Below are 16,389 nucleotides of genomic sequence, written 5' to 3' on the forward strand. Positions count from 1 at the left end.
TGTGGTAGGCGGCGCCCTATGGTGGCCGCAGCGTGGCCCCGGCTGCGCCTGTCCCTGCCATGACCAATCCCGCCCTGCCCCCCACCAGCGACGTGCCCCCGCCGGAAGCGGCCTGTGGCGCGGCCCCGCACGCCGGGTTGCGCGAGCGGCTGCGCGCCCTGGAACAGGGCATGTACCGTACCCCCGAGCACACGCGCGACACTGTGCGGACGCTGCTGGCCCAGGCGCAGGCTGCTGGCGACCCCTGGGCCCAGGGGTTTGCCCTGGTGCTGCTGAGCGGCTGCGCCTTTTACCTGGGCGATCCGCGCGAGACCATTGCCCTGGCGCAGCAGGGGCTGGCGCTGGCCCAGTCGGTCCAGGCGCTGGACCTGGAATGTCGCCTGATCAACGGGCTGGCGCTGGCCCACCACCGCCTGGGTGAATACGACCGCGCCTTTGACTGTTTTCTGCAGACCCTGCGCCTGGCCCAGCAGCTGGGCGACGACCCGGGGCGATTCCGGGCCCTGAACAATCTGGCCAGCCTGTACACCGACACCGGCAACCTGCAGCAGGCCCTGGACGCGGTGCGCGAGGCCCTGAGCATTGCCCAGACGCTGAGCCCCACCTTTCGCGGCGCGGCCATGACGCACCTGATCGCCATTCACACCCAGCTGGGCGAGTATGAGCAGACGCTGGCCCTGGCCGAAGAACACCTGCCGCTGATTCTGGAGCACTGCCCGCCGCGCTGGCTGGGCACCATTCAGCGCAACGTGGTGCGGGCGCTGCTGGCCCTGGGCCGCTCCGATGACGCCCTGAACGCCGCCCAGGAGGGCCTGGCCGAGGCGCGGCGCCAGCAGGACCAGGAGAACATCTGCCAGCTGACACTGGGTGTGGTGAGCGCGCTGCTGACTCTGGGCCGCCCCGATGAGGCCCGGCCCCTGCTGGAGGGCGGGCTGGCCCTGAGCCGCGAGATGGGCAGCCGGCCCCTGGAAACCGAGGCCCTGGCGCTGCTGGCGGCCCTGTGCGAGCAGGAGGGCGACCACCCCGCCGCCCTGACTTACACGCGGGCCCATTTTGACCTGGAACGCCAGATTCATGCCCGCGAGGTCGAGAGCCGCTCGCAGCTGCTGACCGCCCAGATTCGCCTGGAACTGCTGCAGCGCGAGGCCGAGATTGAGCGGCTGCGCAACGTGGAACTGGCGCAGGCCAACTCTGCGCTGCAACAGACCCAGCAGGTGCTGCTGCACCGCGCCACCCACGACCCCCTGACCGGCGTGGCCAACCGCGCCCACTTTGGCCACAGCACCCAGCAGGCGCTGGAGTCCCTGCAGGGGGGCGAGTACCTGGGCCTGATCTTTATCGACCTGGACAAGTTCAAGCAGGTCAATGACACCCTGGGCCACCACGCGGGCGACGTGCTGCTGCAGGAAGTGGCCCGGCGCCTGAAAGGGGTGGTGCGCGCCTCTGACCTCGTGGGGCGCATTGGCGGCGACGAATTCACGGTGCTGCTGCGCCGCGTCTCGGCCGTGCAGGACGCGCGCGCCGTGGCGGCCAAGCTGCTGAGCGTGCTGGCCGAGCCCTTCCGGATTGAGGGCCAGACGGTGCAGATCACGGCGTCGGTGGGCTGCGCGGTGGCCCCCACCGACGGCCAGGACGCCGAGGCCCTGCAGCAGCACGCCGACACCGCCATGTACCGGGTCAAGCACGCGGGCGGCAATCAGGTGCTGCACTTTGAAGCCGACATGGGCGAGGCCGCCGAGCGCCGCGCCCTGGAACGCGAGCTGCGCGGCGTGCACGAACGCGGCGAATTGCGGCTGCACTACCAGGGCCGCTTTGCCCTGGGGGGCCCCCGGCTGGTGGGCTTCGAGGCCCTGCTGCGCTGGGACCACCCCACGCGCGGCCTGATTTCGCCGGCCGTGTTCATTCCCATGGCCGAGGAGTCGCGCGCCATCCTGCCCATAGGCGCGTGGGTGTTGCGCGAGGCCTGCGCGCAGGCGGTGCGCTGGCGCTTTGCCGAGCGGGGGCTGTGCATGTCGGTGAATGTCTCGCCCATGCAGTTCGAGCAGCCCACCTTCGTGGGCGACGTGCAGGGCGCGCTGCGCGAGACAGGCCTGCCGGCTGGCCAGCTGGTGCTGGAACTCACCGAAAGCCTGGTCATGCGCGACCTCACCCAGGCCCTGGGCCACATCCGGGCCCTCAAGGCCCTGGGCGTGCAGGTGGCCATTGACGATTTCGGCACCGGCTATTCCAGCCTCAGCGTGCTGCAGGCCCTGCCGTTCGATCAGCTCAAGATTGACCGCTCCTTTACCAGTCACCTCACCACGTCGGCCAGCCAGCGCGTCACGGCCCTGCTGAGCGCCATGATTCAGCTGGCCCACACCCTGGACATGACCGTGACGGTCGAGGGCGTGGAGGACGACACGCAGCGCCGCCTGCTCACGGGTCTGGGGTGTGACCATGTGCAGGGCTTTCTGCTGGCCCGTCCCCTGCCTGAAGCGCAGGCCCAGGCCCTGCTGCCCGGCGAGGGCCTGCCCCCCGGAAGCCCAAGGCCCAGCTGACCTCGTCGGCAGCGTCGCGCAGGGCGCGCAGCAGGCCCTCGTGGCCGCGCCCGTGCCCGCTGGGCAGGCTGACCCCCAGCGCCGCCAGCACCGCGCCGCCCTCACCCCGGATGGGCACGGCGAGGCTGCCAGTGCCGGGCGCCCACTCGTCGTGCGTCTGGGCCAGGGCCGCCGCGCGAATCTCCCTGGCCTGCCGCGCCCAGACGTCGGGGGTGGTGACCGTCTGGGGGGTGAAAGCGGGGGCCTGCAGCGGCAGGGGGCGCCCGGCCAGGGCCAGCAGCAGCTTGCCGCTGGCGGTGGCGTGGGCGGGCAGTTCAAAGTCCAGTTCACCCGCCACGGGGGGGCCGCCGCGCCCCTGCACGCTGCGCGCCACACACAGCACCCGCTCGCCGTCCAGCACGCACAAAAAGGCCAGGCAGTGGGTGCGCCGCGCCACGCGCTCCATGGCGTCGTGGGCCGGGGCGTACCAGGGCAGGCTGCCGTACAGGGCGCTGGAGAGTTTGAGCAGCCGCCAGCCCAGGCGGTAGCGGCCCCGGCCCACGCGCCGCAGCAGCCCGGTATGGGTCAGGGTGCCCAGGGCCTCGTGCACTGTGGAGGTGGGCTGGCCCAGGTGCCGCGCCAGGGCCGAGAGGGTCCATTCGGTGTGGTCGGCGTCGAACAGCTCCAGCAGGCGCACGGCGCTTTGCACGGTGGAGAGGGTTCGGGGCATAGGGGTATGGTAGCGGCGGGGGCGGTGTGGGGCCGAGGTGTGGGTGCCCCGGACCCGCACAGCTGCCCCGCAGAGGGGCTGTCCCCGAGTGGGTGGAGCCACGTTCGGCCGCTTCGTCTGGACCCGGGCGGTGATGGGGACAAGAGGGCTTGGTGCAATCCGGCAAGTTCTCCTTTCAAAAACAGTGGAGCCCAGCGCAAGGCTTTTCCAACCTTCCGCTGAGGGGTGAGGGGGGTTCGCCACACCACCACACCGCCGGCCCTTCACCCCCTTCCTTCCCTCAGCGGTGGCCCAGGGCGCGACCATAGGCTTCAATGTGGCGGACGGCCTCGGCCACGCCATCCTCGGCGCGCAGGCGCTGGCCCAGGGCGGCGGCGCGTTCGCGCAGGGCCCCCTCCTGGGTCTGGCGCAGGGCCCCGGCCAGAAGGTCCGGGGTCAGGCGGCGCTGCGGGATGGGGGCGGGGCCCACACCCAGGGCGCGCACGCGCCCGGCCCAGAACGGCTGATCGCCAAAAAAGGGCGTGAGCACGCTGGGCACCCCGGCGCGCAGTCCGGCAGCCGTGGTGCCTGCCCCGCCGTGATGCACCACCGCCGACACGCGCGCAAACAGCCACGAATGGGGCAGGGGAGGGGCCGCGTACACGTGGGAGGGCAGCTCGCCCGACGCCAGGCCACCCCAGCCGCTCAGCAGCACGGCGCGCTGCCCGGTCTGTGCCAGGGCGCCCAGCACCAGCGCGGTGGTGGCCGCCGGGTCGCGCAGGCCCATGCTGCCAAAGCCGATAGACACGGGCGGTGGGCCAGCGGCCAGAAAGGCGTCCAGGCCGGTCGGCGGGGTCCAGGCCGCTTCCGGCAGGAACCAGTATCCGGTCAGGTGCACGTGCGCGGGCCAGTCGCGCGGGCGCGGCACCACCAGAGGGCTCACCCCATACAGCGTGGGCGGCGTGGGCCAGCGGCGGGTGCGCGGCGCTCGCCGGGGCAGGCCCAGGGTCTGCCGGACCACGGCGGGGCGGCCCTGCTGCGTCATCATGTGGCGCACGAGGCGGTGGCTCAGGGCATTCGCCCAGCCGCCCAGCCGGGACATGCCGGCCGGCAGCAGCACCGCCGGAAAGTCGCGCGTGGGGGTCAGCGGCACCACGGGGGCTTCCAGCACCGGCAGGCCCAGTTTCTCGCCCACGCTGTGGGCCAGCCCGCCCAGCCCGGTCACCAGCAGGTCGGCGCCCTGGGCCGCCTGCAAGCCCTGCTGGGCCCACACGGGCGCCGCCGCCCGCGCCGCCGCCGAGGTATAGCGGTTGATGGCCAGCATGTTGCCCCGGGCCAGCAGGGCGCGCAATTCCGGCTGGTCCATCAGGGCCTGCACGTTGCCCTGCAGGGCCACCGCCTCCAGGCCAGCGGCGGCGGCCAGAGGCACGAAGTTTTCAGGCACGGCCACGCGAACGTGGTGCCCGGCGCGCTGCAAGCCAGCCCCCAGCGCCAGGTAGGGCTGCACGTCGCCCTGCGAGCCCATGGCAAACAGGGTGAGGTTCACGTGGGGCCTTGGGGGTGTCCGGCTTCAACCTGGCTCAACAGGGTCCCGGTGATCTCTTCGAGGAGGGCGCTCCAGTCGGCGCCGGGGGGCTCATGCCGCAGCGCCTGCGCCAGCACGTGGCCCAGCACCAGGGCCAGCCCGGTGTGCAGCAGCGGCGGGTGGTCTGGACCCAGCCGCTCCTCCAGGGCCTGGGCCCCCAACTGCGCGGTCTGTGCCAGTCCCGCCGCGAACGGCCGCCCCAGTTCAGGCCGCACCAGCGCCTCCGAGACGATCACGCGGAACAGGGCGAAATTCTCGCCCGACAGAGCCCCCAGCGGCGCGGCCAGCAGCGTGTGCAGAAAGGTGCGCAGGTCGGCCCCGGCCAGCGCCTCTGGGTCCAGCGCCGCGCGCGTCTGTTCACCCAGTGCCTCGAACAGCCCCAGCAGCAGCGCGTCTTTGTTGTCAAAGTGGTTGTAGAGGGTGCCCTCGGCCAGCCCGGCGGCGCGCGCCACATCGCGCATGGTGGTGCGGTGAAAACCCTTCTGGGCAAAGGCGCGCTGCGCGGCAGCTAGGATGGCACGGCGCCGTTCTGGGTCTGCAGGAGCACGCGGCGCGGCCCGGGCGGGCTTCGGTTGATTGGGTGAATGAGCGATCACTCATTCATTGTAACCGACTCTGAGCCTGCCAACCAGCGCTCCATTTCCGGCAAAGGCGGAAAGTGACCTTGCTGGGGCTGCGTGAAAGGAAGAGGATGCCTCTACCTTCTTCCCCTGTTCGCCTCTCCCTCCCCAGGAGTCCCCATGACCCAGACTGCCGAGCCGGCCCCTGTTATTCGTGCGCCCCGTGGTTCCCAGAAAACCGCCAAAGGTTGGATTCAGGAGGCGGCCAAGCGCATGCTCATGAACAACCTTGACCCTGAAGTGGCCGAGCACCCCGAGACCCTGGTGGTCTACGGCGGCCGGGGCAAGGCCGCGCGCAACTGGCCTGCCTTTCACAAGATCGTGGAGACGCTTGACCGCCTGGACAACGACGAGACGCTGCTGATTCAGTCCGGTAAGCCGGTGGCAGTCCTGAAAACCCACGAATGGGCGCCGCGTGTGCTGCTGGCAAATTCCAACCTTGTGCCGCACTGGGCGAACTGGGAGACGTTTGACCAGCTGGATCAGGCGGGCCTGACCATGTACGGCCAGATGACGGCCGGCAGCTGGATCTACATTGGCACCCAGGGCATCCTGCAGGGCACCTATGAAACCTTTGCGGGCGCGGCCAGAAAGCACTTTGGCGGCAGCCTGAAGGGCACCATTACTGTGACCGCCGGGCTGGGCGGCATGGGCGGCGCGCAGCCGCTGGCGGTGAAACTGGCCGGGGGCGTCAGCATCACCATCGAGATTGACCCCACCCGCATCCAGAAACGCCTGGACACCCGCTACCTGGACGAGGTGGCCGACAATCTGGACGACGCCATCCGCCGCGCCGAAGGGTACAAGGCGCAGGGCGTGGCCCGGTCCATCGGCGTGCCCGGCAACGCCGCCGAACTGGTGCCGCAACTGGTGGCCATGAACTGGACCCCGGACCTGATCACCGATCAGACCAGCGCCCACGACCCCATGTGGGGCTACCTTCCGCCGGTCAGGGCCGACGAGGACGCGGCCCGGCTGCGCGCCGAGCAGCCGGAGGAGTACCGCCGCCGGGCCTACGAGGCGATGGCCGCGCATGTGCGGGCCATTCTGACGCTGCAGGCGCGCGGCGCCGTGGCCTTTGACTACGGCAACAACCTGCGCCAGCGCGCTTTTGAGGCGGGGGTGGAAGACGCCTTTGCCTACCCCGGCTTCGTGCCCGCCTTTATCCGCGATTCTTTCTGCGAGGGCCGGGGGCCCTTTCGCTGGGTGGCCCTCTCCGGCGACCCCGAGGACATTTACGCCACCGACCGCGCGCTGCTGGCGCTGTTCCCACAGGACGAGCGCCTGCAGTCCTGGCTGACCTACGCCGCCGACCAGATCGCCTTTCAGGGACTGCCCGCGCGCATCTGCTGGCTGGGCTACAAGGAGCGCGACCGGGCCGCGCTGCTGTTCAACGAGATGGTGGCCGACGGCCGCCTGAAGGCCCCCATCGTGATTGGCCGCGACCATTTGGACGCCGGCAGCGTGGCCAGCCCCTACCGCGAAACCGAGGCCATGAAGGACGGCAGCGACGCGATTTCCGACTGGCCACTGCTGAATTTTGGCCTGGGCATCGCGTCTGGCGCGGCCTGGATGAGCTTTCACCACGGCGGCGGCGTGGGCCTGGGGTTCTCGCAGCACAGCGGGCTGGTGGCCCTGGCCGACGGCACCGAGGACGCCGCCCGGCGCCTCTCGCGCTGCCTGACCAATGACCCCGGCATGGGCGTCATCCGCCACGCCGACGCGGGCTATGACCTGGCGCTGGACGTGGCCCGTGAGCGCGGCCTGGACCTGCCCAGCCTGGGCATTCAGGACAGGAAGTAAGCCGGTGGCGGATGGCCGATGGCAGATGGCGGGGAGCGCTGGCCGCAGGGCGCAGAACTCAGGCCCACTGGGTTACGTTGGCGTCCCAGTCGTTCAGGGTCAGGCCCAGGGACGACACGGGGATGCGCAGCGCCCCGCTCATGGCCTGAAATGTGGATTTGATTGCGGGGGCAGGGTACGTGTGGCCACTGGAGCTCAAGCATGAGCGCACCCACCCACCTGCCCTACGGCGGCATTGCGACCTTTGCCCGCGCGCCGCTGGTGGAACCCGGCGGCGACTGGACGGCCGATGTGGCGGCCCTGGGCATTCCCTTTGATATTGCTCTGGGCTTCCGGCCCGGCGCGCGCTTTGCCCCGCGTGCGCTGCGGGAAGCCAGCCTGCGCAGCGTGCCGCCCTTCACCGGCCTGGACGGCGTGACCCGGCTGGCCGGGATCACCTTTGCCGACGCGGGCGACGTGGTGCTGCCCAGCCTGGAACCCGAACTGGCCCGCGAGCGCATCACCCAGGCGGCGCGGCAGGTGCGGGCGCGCTGCCGGCTGCCGGTCTTTCTGGGCGGCGACCACAGCGTGAGTTTCCCGCTGCTGCGTGCTTTTGACGATGTGCCAGCGCTGCATGTGGTGCAGCTGGACGCGCACCTGGACTTCACCGACACCCGCAACGACACCCGCTTCAGCAACTCCAGCCCCTTTCGCCGGGCCGCCGAGGCGCTGCCCAATCTGGTGCACATCACCACCGTGGGGCTGCGGGGCCTGCGCTTTGACCCCGAAGCGGTGGCGGCGGCGCGCGCCCGGGGCCACGCCCTGGTGCCCATGACAGCCGTGCAGACGGACCTGAACGGCGTGCTGGCCCGGCTGCCGCGCGGCCAGCACGTGTACCTGAGCGTGGATGTGGACGGCTTTGACCCCAGCGTGGTGCCGGGGACCAGCAGCCCGGAGCCCGACGGCTTCACCTATGCCCAGGGGATGGCGGTGCTGGCGGCTGCCGCGCGGCACAACATGGTGGTGGGCCTGGATGTGGTGGAACTGGCCCCAAACCTCGACCCCACGGGGCGCAGTGAGCTGCTGATGGCGAGGCTGGTCATGGAAACGCTGTGTGAGGTCTTCGCGTGAACGAGGTGCTGTTCACGAATATTGCCCAGCTGGTCACGCCGGGGGCTGGTGTCCAGCGCGGCGCGGCCATGCGTGAGCTGACCGTCATTCCAGACGCCGCGCTGCTGGTCTCTGGCGGCGTCATTCGCTGGGTGGGGGACAGGGCGCAGGCCCCCGGCACCCCCCACGAACATGATCTGGGCGGCGTGGCCGTGGTGCCCGGTCTGGTGGACCCCCATACGCACGCGGTCTGGGCGGGGGACCGGCTGGCGGATTTTGAAGCGCGGGTGCAGGGCGTCCCCTACGAAGAGCTGCTGGCGCGCGGCGGCGGCATTCGCAGCTCCATGCGTGCCACGGGCGCGGCCGGTGTGGCCGAACTGGTGAACCTCGCCCGGCCCCGCCTGCAGGCCCTGCACGCCTCCGGCGCCACGACCGTGGAGGTCAAGAGCGGCTACGGCCTGGACTTCGGGGCCGAACTTCGGATGCTGGAAGCGGTGCGCGCGCTGCAGGCCGACTTTGCCCTGGTGCCGACCCTGCTGATTCACGTGCCCCCCACCGAGGGCCGCGCCAAGTATGTGCAGGCGGTCTGTAACGAGCTGATTCCAGATGTGGCCCAGGCAGGCCTCGCCTCTGCCGTGGACGTATTCTGCGAGAAGGAGGCGTTCACGGCCCGGGAAACCCGCGCGATCTTCCGGGCGGCCCGGGCCCACGGCCTGCCCTTCAAGCTGCACGCCGACCAGTTCCATGCCATCGGCGGCACCGAACTCGCCTGCGAGCTGGGGGCCCTGAGCGTGGACCATCTGGAAGCCAGCGGCCCGGCGCAGATTGCCGCCCTGGCAGGTTCTGGGACGGTGGCGACCATCCTGCCGGGCGTGACCCTGCACCTGGGCTTGCCGGCCGCCCCGGGCCGCGCGCTGATTGACGCGGGCGGGGCGGTGGCGGTGGGTACCGACCTGAACCCCGGTTCGTCCCCCGTGTTCAGCACGGCGCTGGCCCTGGCGCTGGCCGTGCGCCTGTGCCGCCTGACCCCCGCCGAAGCCCTGACCGCCGCCACCGTGAACGCCGCCGCCGCCCTGGGCCTGAGCGACCGGGGCGCCCTGGTCCCCGGCCAGCGTGCCGATTTCCTGGCCCTGCAGGGCCCCGACTGGCGCGAGTTGCCCTATGTCCTGGGCGGCAACCCGGTGCGCGAGGTCTGGGTGGGTGGGCAAAGGTGATTCTCCCGGCTCTGTCCCCCTTTCTCACTGACGCAGTGCGGGAAGCAGTCAGTGCCGAGAACTGGGAGTTGTTTCCTCACTCCAATGCCTTGGAAAAGGCAGAGGAGACGAAAGACTTTGGTTGGCTTCTCTTTCCTCTGGCAGTGGAGTTTTTAGATGTTTTCAGCGGTTTTTCCACGCAAGCGGATGCAGAACTGTATATCGGAGCCTGGCGCGATATTCCAAAGAGCTCTCTCAGCCATCCTGAATTGATCGCTGCCCGTCAAGAGCACCGGCTGTTTCCTGTTGGACTCGCGGCTGGCTGGGTTCCTCTCCTCTTACGTGATGACGGACGAGTCTTTTGCTCAGTCAACGGACAGTTTGGACCTCTCTTTCCCAACAGCCCTTCAACTATTGAAACCCTCATCTTGCAGATTGCGCAGCGGCGAGCAGATGAGCGTCTGGAGGAATAGTCGTGATTCTCGATCAACACCTCAGCCTCGATCAGTTTCTTGCCGTGGTGCGCGGCAGTGAAGGGGTCGAACTTGCCCCGGCGGCGCGTGAGCGCATCGCCCGTGCCCGCGCGGTCATCGAGCGCATCGTGGACGGCGACGCGCCCGTGTATGGCGTGAACACCGGCTTCGGCAAATTTGCCAACGTGCAGGTGCCCCGCAGCGGCCTGGAACAGCTGCAGCACAACCTCATCATCTCGCACGCCATCGGGGTGGGCGAGGCGCTGCCCACCGAGGTCGTGCGCGGCATGCTGCTGCTGCGCGCGCAGTCGCTGGCCCTGGGGCATTCCGGCGTGCGGGCCGAGGTCGTGGAATTGCTGCTGGCGTTCCTGAACCGGGGCGTGCATCCGGTCATTCCCGCGCAGGGCAGTGTGGGGGCCTCGGGCGATCTGGCGCCGCTGGCCCACCTGGCGCTGGCGCTGATTGGCCTGGGCGAGGTGGAGTACGTCGGCGCCGTGCGGCCCAGCGCCGACGTGCTGGCCGAACTGAACCTGACCCCCGTGCAGTTGCAGGCCAAGGAGGGGCTGGCCCTGATCAACGGCACGCAGCTCATGGGCAGCCTGCTGGCCCTGGCCGTGGCAGACGCCCGCACCCTGCTGGGCACCGCGAATCTGGCGGCAGCCCTGACGGTGGAGGCCATGTACGGCTCGCACCGCCCCTTCCAGCCCGATGTGGTGGGCCTGCGCCCCCACCCCGGCGCGGTGGCGGTGGCGGCAGAACTGCGCACCTTCCTGCGAGATTCCGAGATCGCGCCGTCGCATCTGGTGGGGGACGGCAAGGTGCAGGACGCCTATTCGCTGCGCGCCGCGCCGCAGGTCCACGGCGCCAGCCTGGACGCCCTGGACCACGCCGCGCGGGTGCTGGCCGTGGAGTTCGCCTCGGTCACCGACAACCCGCTGATCTTCCCGGACACGGGCGAGGTGGTGTCCGGCGGCAATTTTCATGGGCAGCCGCTGGCGGTCACCACCGACGCGCTGAAGGTCGCGGTGGCCGAACTGGGCAGCATCAGCGAGCGGCGCTGCGAGCAGCTGCTCAATCCTTCGCTGTCGGGCTTGCCCGGCTTTCTGACGCCGCAGGGCGGCCTGAACAGCGGCTTCATGATTGCGCAGTACACGGCCGCCGCCCTGGTCAGCGAGAACAAGGTGCTCTCGCATCCCGCCAGCGTGGACACCATTCCCACCAGTGCCAATCAGGAAGACCACGTCAGCATGGGGGCCCACGGCGCCCGGCAGCTGCGGGCCATTCTGGAAAACGTGCAGAACGTCGTCGCCATTGAACTCATGTGCGCGGCCCAGGCGCTGGATTTCCAGCAACTGCGCGCCGGGCGCGGCGCGCAGGCCGCCTGGGCGCACATCCGCGCGCAGATTCCCAACATGACCAGCGACCGCTATTACCGCCCCGATCTGCTGAAGATCGTCGAGATGGTCCGCAGCGGCGAGCTGCTGCGCGTGGCCCGGGAAGCCTAGAGGGTTGCCCCTGGGAGTGCCGGGTGTGGCTGGCCTGGCGCCCTCTTTTCAGTGCAGGACCCACGCCGGCGGCAGGTGGTCCACCCGGTTGAGCCAGTGCAGCGTGCCGGGCCGGCCATCCTCTGGCACCTTCAGCAGGGCAGTGGACAGGTGGGCCAGCCGGAAGGTGGGCAGCGCCCCAGCGCCGGACCAGCCCAGGGCCGCGCGGATCAGGGCGCCGGCAAAATCGTGGTGGGTGATGAGGGCCAGGGTGTCGGGGCCCGCATGCCGCCCGCGCAGCTCGGCCAGCACCCCGGCGGCCCGCCGGGCAAACCCCACCTCTTCCCACGCCTCGGCGCCGCCGTCCCAGGGCTGGCCGGTCAGCTCTTGTGGCCACACCAGCGCGGGGCAGTCGGCCTGCAGCGAGGTGTGGTCGCGCCCCAGAACCGGCGCGAAGTGCCCAGCGGGCCCGGTGGTCAGCCCCCCGTATTCGTAGGCGGCGGCCAGCCCGTGGGCCGGCAGCCCCAGCGCCTGCGTAAAGGGCGCGGCCGTCTGCACCGCCCGGGTCATCAGGCTGGTGTACAGGTGGGTGACGCTGTGGGCCTGGGCTGCCAGATGTGCCGCCGTATGCCCGGCCTGACTCCGTCCCAGCGGGGTCAGCGGCGGGTCGGGCAGTCTCCGCTGCGCGTAGTCCGGCAGATGCTCAATGACATTGTTCTCGGACTGACCATGCCGGATGAGCAGCAGCTTCATGGGCCACCCTAGCGCGGCGGGTTGGCAGGGGCCGCCGCGCAGGACTGCACCCCTTCCTGGCCGTCCACACGCTCTGGACATCTTCACCCAACTGGTATTCGACTAGACAGGGGGCGGCGTACCATGAGAGCCCAATTTCCCGGCCTGTCTCCCTCTCCGCCCTGCACTGCCCAAGGACGCCATGACGACGCTTGACGACATTCTGAATGCCCCCGCCCCGGCCTCGGCCTGGATTCTGGCCCAGGACTGCCAGGAAACTGGCCTGGACCCCGACGACATTCGCGCCGAGATGCTGCGCCGCATCCGCGAAATGCGCGCCAGCATTGAGCGTGGCCTGCAGAGCGACGCCAGGAGCATCACCGGCATGGTGGGCTGGAACGCCAAGGGCCTGTGGGACGCGCCGGACGTGCTGGGCGCGCCCCTGCTCAGGCGGGTGCAGGCCTACGCCATGGCCGTGAACGAGGAGAACGCACGCATGGGCCGCATCGTGGCGGCGCCCACGGCCGGCAGCGCAGGCACAATTCCCGGCGCCCTGATCGGCGTGGCCGACCACCTGGGCATCGAGGACGAGCGGCTGGTAGCCCCCATGATCCTGGCGGCGGGCATTGGCAAGGCCATCAGCAAGCGCATGTTCATTTCGGGCGCGGCGGGTGGCTGTCAGGCTGAAATCGGCTCCAGTGCGGCCATGGCGGCGGCGGCGGTGGTGGAACTGCTGGGCGGCACACCCCGCGCGGCGGTGCACGCGGCCAGCCTTGCCCTGATGAACACCATTGGGCTGGTGTGCGACCCGGTGGGCGGCTACGTGGAGGTGCCCTGCGTGAGCCGCAACGCCTTTTACGCGGTGCATGCCGTGAGCGCCGCGCAACTGGCCCTGGCCCAGCTAGAATCCTTTATTCCCCCCGATGAAGTGCTGGGCGCCATGGCCTCGGTGGGCCGCATGATGCCTGCCGCCCTGCGCGAAACCGCCGACGGCGGGCTGGCCCAGACGCCCACCGGGCTGGCTGTGACCGCCCGCATGGAGGGCCAGGACCGTGAAGGCCCTGGGGGCATGATCGAACTGCCGCTGGCGTAAGGGCGGAACAGACGGGCGCCCGGACAGGCTTTGTCCGGGCGCCTGTCCTGAGGTGAACCTACCGGGCGGCCCGCCCTTGCTGTGCCCACGTCTGCCCCAGCCGGGCCCCCAGGGCCGCCAGCACCGCCAGGGCAAAAACATCGTGGTTGTCAAAGGCCGGCGAGTTGGGCAGGGCCAGGAGGCTGCCGGGCAGCGCCTGCACCCCCACCACGAACAGCCACGCGCCGGGCAGGTAGGCCAGCGCGCCGGCCCCGGCCTCCAGGGCCCCAAAGCGCCACCGGCCCAGGCCAACGCCCAGCACGAAGGCCACCGCCAGCACGCCGATCCACAGGTGCTCAGGCAGGCTGTAGCCGTGGACGCGGAGCAGCAGGGAAATCAGCAGTTCCTGAACGGCACCCAGCAGGGCGAACAGCACGCCAGCACTCAGGGCCTGTCGCCAGCCGAAGCGGTTGGCCGCCAGTCTCGTCTCCAGGGCCCAGCGCGAATCCTGTACCGACGCCGCTTCGTTCTCCATGCCTTGCCTCCAGTCTTCGGGGGTCATACGGGGTTCCGGTGCAGGGCGCGGCGCAGGCGGTGACCAGCCAGAGCGCAGCCCCCAATCAGCAGGGCCCCTACAACCAGACGTTCTGCAGAAAAGCCGCCAGCGTAACCGCCCAGGTTCAGTAGTTCGGTGCCGTTCAGGGTGGGCAAGGTCAGCCCTTCATGCGTGCGCCTGTACACCCAGGCGCCGGTCCCCATGGGCACAAAGGCCAGAGCGCCCAGCAGGGTCAGCACACCCGGGGCAAAGCGCAGCAGGGCCATGACGCCCGCCAGCAGGGCCGGAAGAAGGAAAAGGCCCAGATCGAACAGCCCCGTGTAGCCCAGACGGGTCATCACCCACTCGCCCACCGGGTTGAAGTCGCGCAGCACCGTGAAGCGAATGGCATGGTCCGTCAGGGCGGTCAGGGCGTAGCCCAGCCCGGCCAGCAGCAGGCCATACACGCTTACCTGCAGGCCCCAGGCCGGGGCGCGCCGGGCAGCCCACTGCGTCTCGCGGCACCACGCGGCGTCCTGCACGCTGCGGGCCTCGTTTTCCATGCCCTGGCGCCAGTCTTCGGGGGTCATGCCTGGGCCCGGCGCCCCTGGAAGGGCAGGCCCAGCACAATCCCCAGGGCCGCCACGCCCAGGGCCACGGTGACCGGGTACAGCGGGAAGCCCTGAAAGTCCGGCAGCACCAGATTGCCCAGGGAAGAGATGGTCAGCACCGAGGCCAGCGCCCCCAGCAACGTCGCCCAGTGGGGCACGCGCAGGCGGGCCGCCACCGCCGCCACCAGAAACAGGGCCAGCAGCAGACCCACCACGGGCAATTGGGGATCGCTGCTGCTGGTGATCGTCTGCACCGGCTGCGGGTTGCCCAGGACGTTCCATTTCAGAAAGGTCAGGGTATCCACACCGTTGCGGGCCGCTTCGCGCACCATCACCGGCCACTGGGTGCCCAGGGTGACAGCGGCGCTGGTCGCCACACCGAGGCTCAGGCCCAGGCCCCCCACCAGCGCCTGACGCAGCAGGGCCGCGTGGCGCAGATGCCGCTGGGTGTCGCGGGCCCACGCGGGGTCCTGGGCGCTGCGGGCTTCATTCTGTATGCCAGCCTTCCAGTCGTCTGGACTCATGTCAGGGCTCCTGTGGTGCGGGTGCGGGGGGCTTTCCCTTCGGCCTGGCGCTGCCGGGCCAGTTCCAGCCCCGTCTGCGTCAGGCGGTAGATGTGCCGGGGGGGCTTGCCGGGGTGCGGCGAATCCTCCCACTGGGCGTCCAGATACCCCTGTTCGTGCAGGCGCTGCAGGATGGGGTACAGCGTGCCACTTTTCAGGCCAGTGCTCTTGCTCAGGTCGTAGCCGTAGGTGTGGGCCGGGTACGCCCCCTGCAGGGCGGCCAGTACGGCGCGGGTGGGGGGACTGCTGTGGGGCACAGGAGGCATGCTCTATAAACAACATATGTAGACTTTGAAGTCAAGTGGTCTTTAAAGGAGGAGCGAAATAGGGGGCCAGCAGAAGCCCCCTTCACCGTCCGCGCCCCACTACGGCGACGGCGCCAGCAGGCCCAGGGCCGCTTGCAGCTCGGCGTGCGAGTGCAGCACCCGGCTCACGCCCAGGTCGCGCAGCCTCGCCTCGTCGTCCGGCAGGATGTGGCTGCCGGCCAGCAGCGCCCACACCGTCATGCCGGCCGCCAGCCCCGCCTGGGCGCCGGGCGCACTGTCCTCGATCACCACGCAGCGGGCCGGGGCCACGCCCAGCTGGGCAGCGGCGTACCGGTACAGCGCCGGGTCTGGCTTGCCCACTCCGCCCACATGGCCCGGATCAAAGGCCCGCCCGGCCAGCAGCGCGTCCAGCCCTGCGCCGCGCAGTTTCAGGCCCAGGCGCCAGCGCTCACTGTTGCTGGCCACGGCAAAGGGCACGTCCGCCGCCGCCAGCGCCCCCAGGGTCTGCGCCGCGCCCGGCAGCGGCGGCACATGGTCGAACGCGGCGTTGAAGCGGGTGTTCAGCAGGGGCAGAAACTCCTCGGGGGCCTTCCAGCCGCGCCCCTCTTCCAGCGCCCGCACCACACCCTCGAAGCGCTGCCCGGCTGTCAGCCGCGTGATGTCCGCCGGGCTGAGGTTCAGCCCCTGGCCCTGGAAAATCTCGGCCCACAGTTCTGTGATCAGGGCCTCGGTGTCCACCAGAACGCCGTCCAGGTCAAACAGCACGGCGTCAAAGTCGGCGGGCATCAGGTGTCGCCTTCCGGGCCGTCCGGCCAGCCCGCCAGCACGTGAATATGGGTATGAAAAACCACCTGACCGCCGCCGGCGCCGCAGTTGACCACCAGCCGGTAATCCGCCGCGTGCATGCGGGCCACCTTCACGGCAGTCAGCCACAGTTCGCCCATCTCGGCCGGGTCGGTAAGCTCGTCCAGGCGCGCCGACACCTTCTTGGGGATCACCAGCAGGTGAATGGGCGCCCTGGGGGCAATGTCGCGGATGGCAATGTACCCGTGGTCCTCGTACACGATCTCGCTGGGCAGCTCGCGGGCAATGATGCGCTGAAACAGGGTGGTCTCGGCCATGTTCCCACTGTAACGGG

16 protein-coding genes and 1 pseudogene are annotated in these 16,389 nt (G+C 70.2%); 7 read left to right on the forward strand and 10 right to left on the reverse strand.

Going from position 1 to position 16,389, the window contains the following annotated elements; translation table 11 throughout:
- Positions 1 to 170: 170 nt before the first annotated feature.
- Positions 171 to 2,405 (forward strand): annotated as a pseudogene (locus C8263_RS00690) (EAL domain-containing protein); the annotation flags it as partial.
- Positions 2,406 to 2,415: 10 nt separating this feature from the next.
- On the opposite strand, the gene C8263_RS19525 reads toward C8263_RS00690, so the two are convergent.
- From C8263_RS19525 to C8263_RS00705, 3 genes are all read right to left on the reverse strand, one after another.
- Complete coding sequence (locus C8263_RS19525) at positions 2,416 to 3,246, reverse strand: IclR family transcriptional regulator (RefSeq protein ID WP_107136174.1); 831 nt, start codon at positions 3,244 to 3,246, stop codon at positions 2,416 to 2,418.
- Between the two features lie 280 nt (positions 3,247 to 3,526).
- Positions 3,527 to 4,771: a glycosyltransferase gene (locus tag C8263_RS00700; protein ID WP_107136175.1), complete on the reverse strand. Its 1,245-nt coding sequence runs from the start codon at positions 4,769 to 4,771 to the stop codon at positions 3,527 to 3,529.
- Positions 4,768 to 5,406, reverse strand: coding sequence for a TetR/AcrR family transcriptional regulator (locus C8263_RS00705; protein WP_107136176.1), 639 nt, complete (start codon positions 5,404 to 5,406; stop codon positions 4,768 to 4,770). Before C8263_RS00705 ends, C8263_RS00700 begins: the two co-directional genes overlap by 4 nt.
- 144 nt (positions 5,407 to 5,550) lie before the next feature.
- Here C8263_RS00705 and hutU point away from each other — a divergent pair, with 144 nt between their 5' ends.
- From hutU to hutH, 5 genes are all read left to right on the forward strand, one after another.
- A complete protein-coding gene (gene hutU / locus C8263_RS00710) occupies positions 5,551 to 7,233 on the forward strand; it encodes a urocanate hydratase (protein WP_107136177.1) in 1,683 nt (560 codons plus the stop codon).
- Between the two features lie 201 nt (positions 7,234 to 7,434).
- A complete protein-coding gene (locus C8263_RS00715; protein WP_107136178.1) occupies positions 7,435 to 8,343 on the forward strand; it encodes an arginase family protein in 909 nt (302 codons plus the stop codon).
- Positions 8,340 to 9,536, forward strand: a complete 1,197-nt coding sequence (gene hutI / locus C8263_RS00720; RefSeq protein ID WP_107136179.1) for an imidazolonepropionase — start codon at positions 8,340 to 8,342, stop codon at positions 9,534 to 9,536. The genes C8263_RS00715 and hutI overlap by 4 nt, the downstream gene beginning before the upstream one ends.
- A gap of 35 nt (positions 9,537 to 9,571) precedes the next feature.
- The gene (locus C8263_RS19160) at positions 9,572 to 9,988 is read left to right on the forward strand and encodes an SUKH-3 domain-containing protein (protein WP_158263714.1); all 417 of its coding nucleotides are present in this window, start codon (positions 9,572 to 9,574) and stop codon (positions 9,986 to 9,988) included.
- A gap of 2 nt (positions 9,989 to 9,990) precedes the next feature.
- A complete protein-coding gene (gene hutH / locus C8263_RS00730) occupies positions 9,991 to 11,493 on the forward strand; it encodes a histidine ammonia-lyase (protein WP_107136181.1) in 1,503 nt (500 codons plus the stop codon).
- Positions 11,494 to 11,541: 48 nt separating this feature from the next.
- On the opposite strand, the gene C8263_RS00735 is transcribed toward hutH, so the two are convergent.
- Positions 11,542 to 12,225, reverse strand: a complete 684-nt coding sequence (locus C8263_RS00735; protein ID WP_158263715.1) for a histidine phosphatase family protein — start codon at positions 12,223 to 12,225, stop codon at positions 11,542 to 11,544.
- A 181-nt stretch (positions 12,226 to 12,406) separates the two neighbouring features.
- Here C8263_RS00735 and sdaAA point away from each other — a divergent pair, with 181 nt between their 5' ends.
- Positions 12,407 to 13,297: an L-serine ammonia-lyase, iron-sulfur-dependent, subunit alpha gene (gene sdaAA / locus C8263_RS00740; protein ID WP_107136183.1), complete on the forward strand. Its 891-nt coding sequence runs from the start codon at positions 12,407 to 12,409 to the stop codon at positions 13,295 to 13,297.
- A 58-nt stretch (positions 13,298 to 13,355) separates the two neighbouring features.
- Here the strand turns inward: sdaAA and C8263_RS00745 are convergent, their stop codons facing one another.
- From C8263_RS00745 to C8263_RS00770, 6 genes are all read right to left on the reverse strand, one after another.
- A complete protein-coding gene (locus tag C8263_RS00745; RefSeq protein WP_107136184.1) occupies positions 13,356 to 13,811 on the reverse strand; it encodes a hypothetical protein in 456 nt (151 codons plus the stop codon).
- Between the two features lie 23 nt (positions 13,812 to 13,834).
- The gene (locus C8263_RS00750; protein ID WP_107136185.1) at positions 13,835 to 14,401 is read right to left on the reverse strand and encodes a hypothetical protein; all 567 of its coding nucleotides are present in this window, start codon (positions 14,399 to 14,401) and stop codon (positions 13,835 to 13,837) included.
- Positions 14,398 to 14,946 (reverse strand): hypothetical protein, encoded by a 549-nt coding sequence (locus C8263_RS00755; protein WP_107136186.1) that lies wholly within the window; start codon positions 14,944 to 14,946, stop codon positions 14,398 to 14,400. The genes C8263_RS00750 and C8263_RS00755 overlap by 4 nt, the downstream gene beginning before the upstream one ends.
- Entirely contained in the window at positions 14,943 to 15,251 is a 309-nt protein-coding gene (locus tag C8263_RS00760) for a PadR family transcriptional regulator (RefSeq protein ID WP_107136187.1), read from the reverse strand. Before C8263_RS00760 ends, C8263_RS00755 begins: the two co-directional genes overlap by 4 nt.
- Positions 15,252 to 15,350: 99 nt before the next feature.
- The gene (locus C8263_RS00765; protein ID WP_107136188.1) at positions 15,351 to 16,037 is read right to left on the reverse strand and encodes an HAD family hydrolase; all 687 of its coding nucleotides are present in this window, start codon (positions 16,035 to 16,037) and stop codon (positions 15,351 to 15,353) included.
- Positions 16,037 to 16,372 carry a histidine triad nucleotide-binding protein gene (locus C8263_RS00770; protein WP_107136189.1) on the reverse strand — a complete coding sequence of 112 codons (336 nt, stop codon included), beginning with the start codon at positions 16,370 to 16,372 and terminating at the stop codon, positions 16,037 to 16,039. Before C8263_RS00770 ends, C8263_RS00765 begins: the two co-directional genes overlap by 1 nt.
- Between the last annotated feature and the right edge of the window lie 17 nt (positions 16,373 to 16,389).

The organism is Deinococcus arcticus (assembly GCF_003028415.1).
GTDB classification, from domain to species: Bacteria; Deinococcota; Deinococci; order Deinococcales; family Deinococcaceae; genus Deinococcus; species Deinococcus arcticus.